The sequence below is a fragment of the Cupriavidus sp. HE11 genome (assembly GCF_056097175.1).
The window spans coordinates 1,745,294-1,756,932 of sequence record NZ_CP184465.1; the positions used below are offsets into that span (position 1 = coordinate 1,745,294).

Annotated in this window: 13 protein-coding genes; 7 read left to right on the top strand and 6 right to left on the bottom strand. The window is 66.3% G+C overall.

Features of this window, described 5'->3' with window-relative positions:
- Positions 1-29: 29 nt before the first annotated feature.
- The 4 genes from ACOABP_RS25140 to gtdA form a co-directional block, all read right to left on the bottom strand.
- Positions 30-1,256 (bottom strand): 3-hydroxybenzoate 6-monooxygenase, encoded by a 1,227-nt coding sequence (locus tag ACOABP_RS25140; RefSeq protein ID WP_474228364.1) that lies wholly within the window; start codon positions 1,254-1,256, stop codon positions 30-32.
- A 32-nt stretch (positions 1,257-1,288) separates the two neighbouring features.
- Positions 1,289-1,930 carry a maleylacetoacetate isomerase gene (gene maiA / locus ACOABP_RS25145; RefSeq protein ID WP_474228365.1) on the bottom strand — a complete coding sequence of 214 codons (642 nt, stop codon included), beginning with the start codon at positions 1,928-1,930 and terminating at the stop codon, positions 1,289-1,291.
- Between the two features lie 17 nt (positions 1,931-1,947).
- On the bottom strand, positions 1,948-2,646 hold the full coding sequence (locus ACOABP_RS25150) for a fumarylacetoacetate hydrolase family protein (protein WP_474228367.1): 699 nt from the start codon (positions 2,644-2,646) through the stop codon (positions 1,948-1,950).
- Positions 2,647-2,734: 88 nt separating this feature from the next.
- Complete coding sequence (gene gtdA, locus ACOABP_RS25155) at positions 2,735-3,781, bottom strand: gentisate 1,2-dioxygenase (protein WP_474228368.1); 1,047 nt, start codon at positions 3,779-3,781, stop codon at positions 2,735-2,737.
- 137 nt (positions 3,782-3,918) lie between these two features.
- Here gtdA and ACOABP_RS25160 point away from each other — a divergent pair, with 137 nt between their 5' ends.
- A complete protein-coding gene (locus ACOABP_RS25160; RefSeq protein WP_474228369.1) occupies positions 3,919-4,863 on the top strand; it encodes a LysR family transcriptional regulator in 945 nt (314 codons plus the stop codon).
- A gap of 2 nt (positions 4,864-4,865) precedes the next feature.
- Here ACOABP_RS25160 and ACOABP_RS25165 read toward each other — a convergent pair whose 3' ends face one another.
- Positions 4,866-5,174: a DUF1272 domain-containing protein gene (locus ACOABP_RS25165; RefSeq protein ID WP_474228370.1), complete on the bottom strand. Its 309-nt coding sequence runs from the start codon at positions 5,172-5,174 to the stop codon at positions 4,866-4,868.
- A gap of 75 nt (positions 5,175-5,249) precedes the next feature.
- Here ACOABP_RS25165 and ACOABP_RS25170 point away from each other — a divergent pair, with 75 nt between their 5' ends.
- From ACOABP_RS25170 to pstS, 3 genes are all read left to right on the top strand, one after another.
- On the top strand, positions 5,250-6,308 hold the full coding sequence (locus ACOABP_RS25170; protein WP_474228371.1) for a sensor domain-containing diguanylate cyclase: 1,059 nt from the start codon (positions 5,250-5,252) through the stop codon (positions 6,306-6,308).
- Positions 6,305-6,883 (top strand): GNAT family N-acetyltransferase, encoded by a 579-nt coding sequence (locus ACOABP_RS25175; protein ID WP_474228372.1) that lies wholly within the window; start codon positions 6,305-6,307, stop codon positions 6,881-6,883. Before ACOABP_RS25170 ends, ACOABP_RS25175 begins: the two co-directional genes overlap by 4 nt.
- A 229-nt stretch (positions 6,884-7,112) precedes the next feature.
- Complete coding sequence (gene pstS, locus ACOABP_RS25180; protein WP_474230543.1) at positions 7,113-8,105, top strand: phosphate ABC transporter substrate-binding protein PstS; 993 nt, start codon at positions 7,113-7,115, stop codon at positions 8,103-8,105.
- 24 nt (positions 8,106-8,129) lie between these two features.
- Here pstS and ACOABP_RS25185 read toward each other — a convergent pair whose 3' ends face one another.
- Entirely contained in the window at positions 8,130-9,065 is a 936-nt protein-coding gene (locus ACOABP_RS25185; protein ID WP_474228374.1) for a LysR family transcriptional regulator, read from the bottom strand.
- A gap of 106 nt (positions 9,066-9,171) precedes the next feature.
- Here ACOABP_RS25185 and ACOABP_RS25190 point away from each other — a divergent pair, with 106 nt between their 5' ends.
- The 3 genes from ACOABP_RS25190 to ACOABP_RS25200 all read left to right on the top strand — a co-directional run bounded on the left by ACOABP_RS25190 (position 9,172) and on the right by ACOABP_RS25200 (position 11,620).
- Complete coding sequence (locus ACOABP_RS25190; protein WP_474228376.1) at positions 9,172-9,966, top strand: SDR family NAD(P)-dependent oxidoreductase; 795 nt, start codon at positions 9,172-9,174, stop codon at positions 9,964-9,966.
- Between the two features lie 87 nt (positions 9,967-10,053).
- The gene (locus ACOABP_RS25195; RefSeq protein WP_474228377.1) at positions 10,054-11,040 is read left to right on the top strand and encodes a Bug family tripartite tricarboxylate transporter substrate binding protein; all 987 of its coding nucleotides are present in this window, start codon (positions 10,054-10,056) and stop codon (positions 11,038-11,040) included.
- A gap of 55 nt (positions 11,041-11,095) precedes the next feature.
- Positions 11,096-11,620: a carboxymuconolactone decarboxylase family protein gene (locus tag ACOABP_RS25200; RefSeq protein ID WP_474228379.1), complete on the top strand. Its 525-nt coding sequence runs from the start codon at positions 11,096-11,098 to the stop codon at positions 11,618-11,620.
- The last annotated feature ends 19 nt before the right edge of the window (positions 11,621-11,639 follow it).

Genomic DNA, 11,639 nt, shown 5'->3' on the forward strand with positions numbered 1-11,639 from the left:
GCTACTCGTGGTGCAGGAAGCTGACCGGCTTACAGCCAGGGCGTGGGGCTCAGTGCGTGTTCGGCGCGCCAGCCGTGCAGCCATTGCAGCGCGTCATAGAACTGCGTCTGCGAACGGCCCACCCAGAGCGTGTTGCGCACGAAGCGGTCCACACCCTTGGCGTGATAGACGCGGCCCATGTCGCGCGCGCCATACAGCACGCGAGCCGTGCGCGGAATGCGGGCCTGCTCGTACAGCTTGAACGCCGCCTCGAAATCGCCATCGGCGGCATCCACGGCGGCGCCCAGTGCCACGGCGTCTTCCAGCGCCTGGCAGGCGCCCTGTGCGATGTACTGCGTCATCGGGTGCGCGGCGTCGCCCAGCAGCGTGGCACGTCCGAAGCTCCAGCGATCCACCGGGTCGCGATCGGCGGTGGCCCAGCGTTTCCAGGAATCGGGCCGGTCCAGCATCTGGTGCGGCAAGGGGTGGATGCCTTCGAAGTACGACAGCACTTCTTCCTTGCTGCCGTCGCGCACCCCCCAGGTTTCCTGCTCGCGGCTGTGGAAGGTCACCACGAGGTTGTACTGCTGGCCGCCACGCAGCGGATAGTGCACCAGATGGCAGTGCGGGCCGGCCCAGACCACGGGTGCGTTGACCTGCAGGTCCTTCGGCATGTTGTCCACGTCGACCACGGCACGGTAGACCACGTGGCCCGTGACGCGCGGCTCGTCGCCGATCAGCGCCTGGCGGACGGCGGATTTCACGCCGTCGCATCCCACCACTGCATCGGCACGGTGGCGTTCGCCATGCTGGTCGATCACGGTCACGCCGCGTTCGTCCTGTTCCAGCCGCTCCACGCGCGTGGCGGTGCGGAACTCGATCAGCGGGTGGTCCTGCACGGCTTCGAGGATCGACAGGTGGATGTCGGCGCGGTGGATCACCGCATACGGATTGCCGAAGCGTTCGCGGTACGCCTGGCCCACGTCGACACGTGCGATGCTGCTGCAGTCGATGGCATCGCGCAGTTCGATGTAGTCGGTGAACACGGCGCGGCTGCGCGCGGCTTCGCCGACGCCCAGCGCGTCCAGCGCAGCAAACGCGTTGGCCGCCAGCTGGATGCCTGCGCCGATCTCGCCGATCTTCTCGGCCTGTTCCAGCAACTCGATGCGAACGCCCTTGCGCGCCAGCGCCAGCGCCGCGGCCAGGCCGCCAATGCCGCCACCGATGATCAGCACCTTGCGGTCGTCGCGTGCGGTTGTCTTCGTGATGGTTGTCATGATGTTGTCTCCTGGCCTGCTGGCGTGCTGCGTCAGGCGGTGTAGTCTGGCTGGCGCGCCGGGGCGGCGGCCTGGAAGGCGGGATGTGCCGACGCGTGGTCGTAGACCGCCATGGCAAGTGGATACGCGGACAGGTCGCAGCCCATGCGCAGCGCATTGGCGATCTGTGGCACCAGCGTCACGTCCGCCAGCGTCGGGGCATCGCCAAGGCAGTAGCGGCCGTGGCCGTAGCGCGCGAGCAGCCGTTCCACGCCGGCCATGCCGTCGTCGATCCAGTGCCGGTACCAGGCGTCCTTTTGTGCGGGCGTGACCTTGAGCACGCCGTCCAGATAGCGCAGCACGCGCATGTTGTTGACCGGATGGATGTCGCAGCCGATCAGGTTGGCAAGCTCCAGCACGCGTGCACGCTGCACGGGGTCTTGCGGGATCAGGCGCGGTTCCGGATGACGGGCGTCCAGGTAGTCCATGATGGCCAGCGACTGGCTCAGTTGGAAATCGCCGTCAACCAGGGCGGGCACGCTGGCCGACGGGTTGATGCCGTCCACGTACTCTGCTTCGCGATGCTGGCCGGTGCGGATGTTCACCGGCAGGTAGTCGTACGGCAGGCCCTTCAGGGCCAGCGCGATCCGCACCCGGTACGACGTGGAACTGTTGAAGAAACTATAGAGCTGCATGGTGGGTGTCCCAAGCGTCAGATCACGCGCGCCTTCAGTTCACCGAGGCCTTCCACGGCGGTGACCATCAAGTCGCCGGCCTTGACCGCACCCACGCCTTCGGGCGTGCCCGTGTAGATCACATCGCCCGGTTCCAGGCGGAAGAATTGCGACAGGTAGGCCACCGTCTCGGCCACCGACCAGATCAGGTGCGTGACGTTGCTGCTCTGCCTGGTCGTGCCGTTGACGGTCAGCGTGACCGCGGCCTGCTGCGGATGGCCGATCTCGCTGGCGCGATGGATTGGGCCGATCGGCGCCGACGCATCGAAGGCCTTGCCGATCTCCCACGGGCGGCCCATTTCGCGCATCTTCATCTGCAGGTCGCGGCGCGTCATGTCCAGGCCCACGGCGTAGCCGTACACGTGTTCCAGCGCGCTTTCCACGGGGATGTCCGAACCGGCCTTGCCGATCACGGCCACCAGCTCGGCCTCGTAGTGGTAGTTCTGCGTCTGCGACGGGTAGGGCAGGTCAAGCGTCTGGCCGTCCTGCACGGGGATCACGGCGTCGGCGGGCTTGCAGAAGAAGAACGGCGGCTCGCGGTCGGGATCGAAGCCCATTTCGCGGGCATGGGCGGCGTAGTTGCGGCCCACGCAGTAGACGCGGCGCACGGCGAACACATCGTCGGTGCCGGCGACGGGCACGGCGACGGTGGCGGGGGGTGTGAAGACGTATTGCATGACTTGGCTTCCAGAGAATTTCAGGGTGAGCGGGGGCCTCGGCCTGAATCCGGTGCAGGCCGTGGGATTACGGATGGAAAAACGCGGATCAGGTGCGCGATTCGCGCAGCAGGTTCAGGGCGGACAGCACCGGGCGATCGGAATAGCTGAACAGCACGGCGTCCTCGATGGCGGCGAGCTGTACGGGCGCCCAGGACGGGGCCACGAACACGTCGCGCGGCTCGAACTGGAACTGCGCGTCGCCGATGCGCACGGTGCCGCTGCCTTCCACCACGCTGTAGACCGTGGCATCGGTACTGCGGTAGGTCTTGCCCTGGAAACCCGCCGGCAGGTACTGCATGAACGTGGCGATGGTCGGCATCGGCCAGCCGCCCGTGGCGGGGTTCACGTAGCGCAGCTTCACGCCGTCCCAGGCGTCTAGTTCGCCATTGCGGTAGAGCTGGTCCAGCGCTTCGCGCGAACGCGCGAAGGGGTAGCTGAAGATCGGTGAAGTCGGGTCCGTCACGCGGTGGCGCACCGGCACCATGTTGTGGCCGAAGCGCGCAAGGCTGTCGCCTTCGGGGCGCAGCACCGGCTGCTGCGACTCGGGATAGTTCTCGGCAAAGCCGGCGTCGAACTGCTGCACCAGCGGAATATCGAGGCCATCGAGCCAGACCACGGGCTCGCCGCCTTCGTCGACCGACGGATTGCCATGGTCATGCCATGTCCACGACGGCGTGATGATGAAATCGCCGGGATGCATCGTGGTGCGCTCGCCGTTCACGGCAGTCCACGCACCCTTGCCTTCGACGATAAAGCGCAGCGCCGACTGGGTATGGCGATGGCTGGGAGCCACTTCGCCAGGCAGGATCAGCTGCAGGCCCGCGTATAGCGTGGAGGTGATGCTCGACTTGCCCGGCAGGCCCGGATTTTCCAGCACCAGCACACGGCGCACCGCCTCCTCGGCGCTGATCACACTGCCGGCCTGCATGACCAGCGGGCGCACCTGTTCGTACTTCCAGAGGGCGGGAACGATCTGCGGGCGGGGCTCGCGAGGCACCAGCGCATGCAGCGACTCCCAGAGCGGGGTCATGTGGCTGCGGCCGATGCGCTCGTAATAGGCGGCGCGGGCGGGGTCCAGGGTGTGCTCGGACATGCGTGTCTCCGTTGGCTTGTTGTCGGTGCCGGCTGCTGTGGCATTGCCTTGTTGCTTGGAGTTATACGCCGCGCCCTATAAGATTTGAAATGAAGTTTTGCTTGGATCTATACCAACAAAGATATAGGTGGACGGAAATGGACTGGACCCAGCGCCTTCGGCTGCGCAATCTGCAGATGCTGCTGAGCCTGGCGGAGACCGGCAACATGAGCCAGTCGGCGGCCATGCTCAATACGACACAGCCGGGGCTTTCCAAGTGGCTCAAGGATCTCGAAGACGACATCGGCCTGCCGCTGTTCGAACGGCAGGCACGCGGCCTGCGGCCGACGCCCTACGGCGATTCGCTGATCGAGCATGCGCGCCGGATCGAGGCGCAACTCGATGTGGCGCGCGACGACCTGCAGGCCATGCGCGACGGTGGCAGTGGCCTGGTGGTGGTGGGCACGTCGGGGGCGTCGGCTGCGGACACTGTGCCGCTGGCGGTGCTGGGCCTGCTGCAGCGGCTGCCGCGCGCCCAGGTGCGGCTGGTGGAGACCACGATGGACCGGCTGATGAGCCAGTTGGCGCGCAGCGAACTCGATATCGTGGTGGGCCGTTCGGCGCCGGAACTGCAGGATGCGCAGGTGCGCACCGAATCGCTGTACATGGAGCCCATCCACTTCGTGGCCCGGCCGCGCCACCCGCTGGTGATGCGCGACCAGGTGGCATGGAGCGACCTCCAGGCGCACCGCTGGGTCGTGTGGCCGCGCGGCACGCCGATCCGCAACGCACTGGAGGCCGCGCTGGCGAGTGCCGGCTATCCGCTGCCGCCTGACGCCGTGGAGAGCAACTCCACCGTGCTCAATCTCACGCTGCTCAACAACAGCGACATGATCGGTCTGGCGTCGCACCGCACGGCGCGCCGGCTTGAAGAGCTGGGCGCCCTGCGGATCGTGCCGTTGCGGCTGGCCGGATTTGGATCGGTATCGATGTACTGGCGCGACGATGGCATCAAGCGCTCGGCCGTGGTGGCCATGCTCGATTGCCTGCGGCGCGCGGCGGACCGCGCGGTGCCCGATCCGGTGGGCGATGTGGCCAGGTAGCGCTAGCGATCCTGCGGCGCCACGCCGCGAATGGCCGCCGCGAACGCCTCGTGCGTGGCGGGGTCCACCGGGCGGTGCCTGACCGTGGCGGACGGCGGGTACTTGTCAACGGTATTGCCGTTCTTCCAGTCGCGCGACGGGCGGATGGGCCGCGCCGCGAAGCCGCCGCCGCAGTTCGGGCAGACGTTGCCGAGCACCTTGTCCACGCAGTCCGCGCAGAACGTGCATTCGAAACTGCAGATGCGGGCCTGCGTCGAGGCCGGCGGCAGGGCGGTGTTGCAGTGTTCGCACGTGGGGCGCAGTTCCAGCATGGTTGTCTCCTGTCCTGTTCGGGTTCGTGCCATCATAGCCGCCTTCCAGTTCCGTTCTGTCACCCGATCAAGCCTATGACCGCCCCTGACGACCGTCACGACCCCGCCAACAGCCCGCTCCAGGCCGCGTTCCTGCGCCATGAACAATCGCTGGCTCCGCCCGGACATGCGCCTGGCGAAGACGACCACGCCGTCTACCGGACGCTGCTCGAATCGACCAAGGCGATTCCGTGGAAGATCGACTGGGCGACGATGGAGTTTGCCTATATCGGCCCGCAGATCGAAACGCTGCTGGGGTGGCCGCCGTCGACCTGGAAGACCGTGAACGACTGGGCCGACCGCATGCATCCGGACGACCGCGAGCAGGTGGTCAACTTCTGCGTGGCGCAGTCGCAGGCCGGCACCGACCACGAAGCCGACTACCGTGCGCTGACGCGCGACGGCGGCTATGTGTGGCTGCGCGACGTGGTCCACGTGGTGCGCAACGAGAAGGGCGAGGTCGATTCGCTGATCGGCTTCATGTTCGATATCAGCGAGCGCAAGCGTACCGAGGAGATGCTGGCCCAGCTGCAGCAGGAGCTGGAGCGCCTGTCGTTCACCGACGGCCTGACCGGCGTGGGCAATCGCCGCAAGTTCGACGCCGTGCTGCAGGGCGAATGGGATGCCGCGGCGGCGGCGGGCACGCCGTTGTCGCTGATCATCATGGACATCGACTTCTTCAAGTCCTTCAACGACTACTACGGCCACGTGCAGGGCGACGTCTGCCTGAAGCAGATTGCATCGGTGCTGCGTGACGCGCTGGGCGAGCACCATTTCCTGGGCCGCTTTGGCGGCGAGGAATTCGCGATGGTGCTCGGCAATACCGATGCCGATGCCGCCGTGAGGGTGGCCGAGCGCTGCCGCGAGCTGATTGCGGCGGCGGCCATTCCGCACCTGCGCTCGCCGTACGACCAGCGCGTGACGGCCAGCTTCGGCGTGGGGACGATGGTGCCGAACGGCCGCGCCGATGCCACGGCCTTCCTGAACCTGATCGACGCGCAGCTCTATCACGCCAAGGACAACGGCCGCAATCGCATCGCGGCCGTGGACCGCGCCGGCATGCAGGGCGACGCGTTCAAGGTGCATTCGCGATGACCGTGCAGTGGCCCGCGCCCACGGCGCGGCTGCTGCTGCGGGCCTGGAGCGAGGCTGACCGCGCGCCGTTCCGCGCCATGAACGCCGATCCGCGCGTGATGGCATGCTTCCCGTCCACGTTGACCGATGTGCAGAGCGATGCCCTGTTCGACCGCATCGTGGCGAATCACGCGCAGCACGGCTTTGGCCTGTGGGCGGTGGCGCTGAAGGCGCCGGCCGGGGGTGCCGGGTTCATCGGCTTTACCGGACTGAACATTCCGGCATGGCAGGCGCCCTTTGGTCCGTGCGTGGAGATTGGCTGGCGGCTGGCCCATGACCACTGGGGGCACGGCTATGCCACAGAGGCCGCCCGGTCGGCGCTGGCCTACGGATTCGATGTCCTTCAGCTTGGCGAGATCGTGTCGTTTACGGCGGCGCTCAATCATCGATCCGAACGCGTCATGCAGCGGCTGGGCATGCACCACGACGCAGCGAACGACTTCGACCATCCCGCGCTGCCGCCGGGGCATCGGCTCGAACGGCATGTGCTCTACCGGCTGACGCGCCAGGCATGGGCCAGCCGTGATTGCCCCTGATCCCCAGCGTGATAGATGAAGTTTTTTTGACAGTTTTGCGCGGATGAAGCACACCGCGCCCATGCCGCCCGTGCGCCGACGCGCGGCGGTTGGAAAGTCCTTTCGCTTCGCACACCATCTGCTAGCCTGAGTCCTTAAGCGGCGCGCCTGTGTACGCTGATAACAAGGAAGAACGATCATGGACTCGTCGCGTGTGCCCAGGGCTTTCCAGTGCGCGGTGCGCGCGTTCATGGCGACGATGCTGATCTGTGGTGCATGGGCCGGGCCGGCGCTCGCCGGCGATGTGACCGGCGCCGGTTCCACGTTCGTCTATCCGCTGATGTCCAAATGGGCGGCCACGTATTACGCAAAGACGGGGCAGCAGGTCAACTACCAGCCTGTGGGATCGGGCAATGGCATCCGGCAGATCAAGGCGGCCAATGTCACGTTCGGTGCCACCGACATGCCGCTCAAGCCTGACGAGCTGCAGCGTGCCGGCCTGGCGCAGTTTCCGATCGTGGTGGGTGGCGTGGTGCCGGTACTGAACCTGCCCGGCGTGGCACCCGGGCAGTTGCGCCTGACCGGCGCGCTGCTGGCGGCGATCTTCCAGGGCCGTATCGTCAAGTGGAATGACCCGGCCATCGTGGCGATCAATCCCGGTGTGTCATTGCCCGACATGGGCATCACGGTCGTCCATCGGAACGACAGTTCTGGCACCACGTTCAACTGGACCGATTTCCTCTCCAAGGTCAGCCCCGAATGGCAGGACGCCGTTGGCGCCGGCACCACGGTGAAATGGCCGCTGGGCATGGGCGCCAGCGGCAATGACGGTGTCGCGGTCTATATCCGCAACGTGAAGGGGGCGCTGGGCTACGTCGAACTGACCTATGCGGTGCAGCGCAAGCTGCCATATGCCTCGGTGCAGAACCGTGACGGCCACTACGTGCAGCCGTCGCGCGAGTCGTTCAGCGCCGCGGCTGCGGCGGCGGAATGGAATCCCCAGCAGGACTTCTACCAGGTGCTGACGAATCCGCCGGGCCCGACCGTCTGGCCCATCACCGGCACTGTGTTCGTGCTGATGCCACGCGGCCCGGGTACGCCGGCCGCCACGCGCGATGCGCTGGCGTTTTTCCAATGGGCGCTGATGGAAGGACAGGCAGATGTGTCGGCCGAGAACTACGTGGCGCTGCCTGAGCCGGTGGTGAGGCAAATCCGCGCGTACTGGATGACGACCTTCCGGTAACGGGCCGCGCGGCAAGCGCAGCCGCTACGCGCCGCCCGGCGGCCAGATCCATTCCGGCGCCTGCTCGATCAGGCGATCCGCGATGGCGCGCACTTCGGTCATGGCCTGCGTCGCGATGCCGGATGCCGTGGACGCCTTGCGGCTGACGATACCCACCGACCGTACCGGGCCATCCACGATCTCCGCCACCGACATGCCCTTGAGCGACAGCAACGGCATGATGCCCAGGTAGGGCAGCACCGCGATGCCCAGCCCCTGCTTGACGAAGCCCGCGATGGTGCCGATCTGGTCCAGCTGCAGCTTGGGGCGGAACACCACGCCGCGCTGCAGGAAGGCCGCGCTCATGTATTTCATGGCGGTGCTGGCGTCGGTCATGCTGATCAGCGGCAGGTCGTTCAGGTCTTCCATCCGCGTGCGCGCCCCCAGCCGTTGCCGCCAGGCCACCGGCGCCAGTAGCACGAAACGGTCGCGCAGGATTTCCTCGTAGTGCAGATCGGGGTTCGATGGCGAGGCTGACGCCAGCGCAAAGTCGACCTGGTAGTTGACCACGCGGCGCACGGCCGCCTGGTCGGCGCAGTCATGAACGGTGATATGCGGCTGGGGGTAGCGCCGCTCCAGCGCTGCGCAAACGCCGGGCAGCAGCACATTGGCCAGTGACGGCAGCGCTGCAACGGCCAGGCGGTGCGCCTCCTGTTCGGCCCGGTTCTGCATCTGCTGCAGGCCGGTGTCGAATTCGCCGACGATGCGGCGCGCCATCGGCACCAGCTGTTCGCCGGCTGGTGTCAGCCGCACGCTGCGCGTGGAGCGCTCGAACAGCGCGACACCCAGTTCATCCTCCAGATCCTTCACCGTCTTGCTCAGCGATGGCTGGGTGACAAAAAACTGTTCGGCCGTGCGGCTGAAGTTCAGCGACTGGGCCAGCGCAAGAAAGATGCGCAGCTGACGCGGCGTGACATTCATTCCCGGTACCTATCAATTTATCGATAAATGGAATTTCCGCAATAAATGTAGCGTGCCTAGAATGGGCCGGCAAATTTTTCGACAACGTTCGACACGGAGACGCGGCATGCTGGATCTGAATGGCAAGGTGGCTCTGGTGATGGGCTGCGGCGCGGTGGCCAGGGGCTGGGGCAATGGCCGCGCCACGGCGGTACTGATGGCGCGCCAGGGCGCCAGCGTGTTCGGCACCGACCTGCATGTCGAGCACGCCAACGAGACGCGCGACCTGATCGTGGCCGAAGGTTTCGAAGCCGAAGTCATGGCCTGCGACAGCACCCGGGCAGACCAGGTGGAACAGGCCGTGCAGGCCTGCATGGCCCGGTTTGGCCGGATCGACATCCTGGTCAACAACGTCGGCCTGTCGCAGCCCGGCGGGCCCGTCGACATGGACGAAGCGGTCTGGGACGCGCAGATGCAGGTCAACCTCAAGGGCGCGTTCCTGGGCTGCAAGCATGTCCTGCCGATCATGCAGCGCCAGGGCGGGGGCTCCGTGATCAACGTGGCATCGGTGGCCGGCCTGCGCTACGTGGGCAAGCCGCAGGTTGCCTATGCCGCCGCCAAGGCGGGACTCATGCATTTCACGCGCACCACGGCCGTGATTCACGCGCCCGACAATATCCGGCTCAATTGCGTGGTGCCAGGGCTGATGCATACGCCGTTGATCGAGGGGCTGGCCGCCAAGTATGCGAAGGGGGACACAGCAGGCTTTATCGCGCATCGCAACAACCAGGTGCCGATGAAGCGCATGGGCGACGGCTGGGATACCGCGCACGCGGTACTGTTCCTGGCGGCGGACGAAAGCCGCTACGTCACCGGCACGGAGATCGTGGTCGACGGCGGGCTGGTGGCCGCGACGCGCTGACCAGCTTTATTCCGTAGCGCATTTGCCCGGACGGACCGCAGAGTCCGCCGGCATCGAGTCATCACCCAATCAAAACAGGAGACAACGATGACACGCATTTCCCGACGGCTGTTTGGTGCCGCCGCGCTGGTGGCGACCGCCATGGCGGCGATGCTGGGCACGGCGCCCGCCAGGGCGCAGCAACCGTATCCGAACCAGCCCATCCGCCTGATCGTGCCGTTCGCGCCGGGCGGCGCTGTCGACCAGACCGCGCGCACCATCTCCAACGCGCTTGGCAAGCAACTCGGGCAAACCGTGGTGATCGAGAACAAGCCCGGTGCCAGCGGATCGCTGGGTGCCGGGGATCTGGCGCGGGCCCGCCCCGACGGCTATACGCTGATGCTGGCCCTCGATTCCCAGGCGGTGAACCACTACACGGTAAAGAACCTGCGCTTCGATACGTTCACCTCGTTCGACTACCTGAGCCTGCTGGTGACCACGCCGCAGGTGCTGGTGGTGCGCAGCGACATGCAGGTGAAGAACGTCGACCAGCTGGTGGCCTACCTGAAGACACACCCGGAGACGTCGTACGGATCGGCGGGCACCGCATCGGCGGGCCATGTGAACAGCGCCCAGTTGAACATCGCGAAGCAGCTGTCGACCACGCATATCCCGTACAAGGGGGCTGCGCCGTTGCTGACCGATCTGCTTGGCGGGCATATCCAGTACGCGTTCGCGGGTCTGTCGGTGATGCTGCCGCATATCCAGGCCGGCAAGATCCGCGCGCTGGCGGTCAGCTCGCCCAGGCGCTCGGCGATGCTGCCCGATGTGCCGACCATGAGCGAATCGATCCCGGGCTTCGAGTATCCGACGTGGATCGGCCTGGTGGCGCCCAAGGGGCTGCCGTCCGACGTGCGCGAGAAGATCCTGACCGCCACCCGCGAAGTCATGCATGATCCGGAGGTGTCGAAGCGCTTCGCGGAGAACGCGTTCGATATCGTCAACAACAGCCCCGAAGCACTCTCGGCGCGGGTGAAGAAGGATTCGGACGTGATGGCAGACCTGGTCAAGCGCAGGATCATCGTCGCGGAATAGGCCGGCAACGCAGGAATTGCGGAATACAGGAATACAGGAAGGAGATCACAGCACCATGGCAAACATTCCCTATGCCGATCTGTCCGATCCAGCGGTGCGTCCGCTGGTGGACCGCATCACGGCCGAGCGCGGCGGCGTGCTGCATCTGTACCAGATGCTGCTGCACGCCCCGCCCGTGGCCGAAGGCTGGCTGGCGTACCTGACGGCGATCCGTCAGAAATCCAGCTTGCCTGGCGCCTTGCGTGAACTGGTCATCATGCGTGTCGCCATTCTCAATGGCGCGCCGTATGAGGCCGACCAGCACGCACCCATTGCGCTGAAGGAAGGCATGACGCAGGCGCAACTGGACGACCTGCCGGACTGGCAGGACAGCAGCCTGTTCGATGACACGGAACGTGCGGTGCTGGCCTATACCGATGCCATGACCCGCAACATCCAGGTGGAAGCCTCGGTGTCCGAGGCCATCCGCCAGCGCTTCCCGCATCGGCAGGTGGTGGAGCTGACGGCCACCGTCGCCGCCTACAACATGGTGTCGCGCTTTCTGGAGGCGCTGCAGGTGCATTCGCACGACGCGCGCTAGCCGGGTTGCGATGGAAAAG

Bases quoted from the DNA above. Each gene is read 5' to 3' on its own strand.
- ACOABP_RS25140 (WP_474228364.1), bottom strand. From the start codon at position 1,256: ATGACAACCATCACGAAGACAACCGCACGCGACGACCGCAAGGTGCTG.
- maiA (WP_474228365.1), bottom strand. From the start codon at position 1,930: ATGCAGCTCTATAGTTTCTTCAACAGTTCCACGTCGTACCGGGTGCGG.
- ACOABP_RS25150 (WP_474228367.1), bottom strand. From the start codon at position 2,646: ATGCAATACGTCTTCACACCCCCCGCCACCGTCGCCGTGCCCGTCGCC.
- gtdA (WP_474228368.1), bottom strand. From the start codon at position 3,781: ATGTCCGAGCACACCCTGGACCCCGCCCGCGCCGCCTATTACGAGCGC.
- ACOABP_RS25160 (WP_474228369.1), top strand. From the start codon at position 3,919: ATGGACTGGACCCAGCGCCTTCGGCTGCGCAATCTGCAGATGCTGCTG.
- ACOABP_RS25165 (WP_474228370.1), bottom strand. From the start codon at position 5,174: ATGCTGGAACTGCGCCCCACGTGCGAACACTGCAACACCGCCCTGCCG.
- ACOABP_RS25170 (WP_474228371.1), top strand. From the start codon at position 5,250: ATGACCGCCCCTGACGACCGTCACGACCCCGCCAACAGCCCGCTCCAG.
- ACOABP_RS25175 (WP_474228372.1), top strand. From the start codon at position 6,305: ATGACCGTGCAGTGGCCCGCGCCCACGGCGCGGCTGCTGCTGCGGGCC.
- pstS (WP_474230543.1), top strand. From the start codon at position 7,113: ATGGCGACGATGCTGATCTGTGGTGCATGGGCCGGGCCGGCGCTCGCC.
- ACOABP_RS25185 (WP_474228374.1), bottom strand. From the start codon at position 9,065: ATGAATGTCACGCCGCGTCAGCTGCGCATCTTTCTTGCGCTGGCCCAG.
- ACOABP_RS25190 (WP_474228376.1), top strand. From the start codon at position 9,172: ATGCTGGATCTGAATGGCAAGGTGGCTCTGGTGATGGGCTGCGGCGCG.
- ACOABP_RS25195 (WP_474228377.1), top strand. From the start codon at position 10,054: ATGACACGCATTTCCCGACGGCTGTTTGGTGCCGCCGCGCTGGTGGCG.
- ACOABP_RS25200 (WP_474228379.1), top strand. From the start codon at position 11,096: ATGGCAAACATTCCCTATGCCGATCTGTCCGATCCAGCGGTGCGTCCG.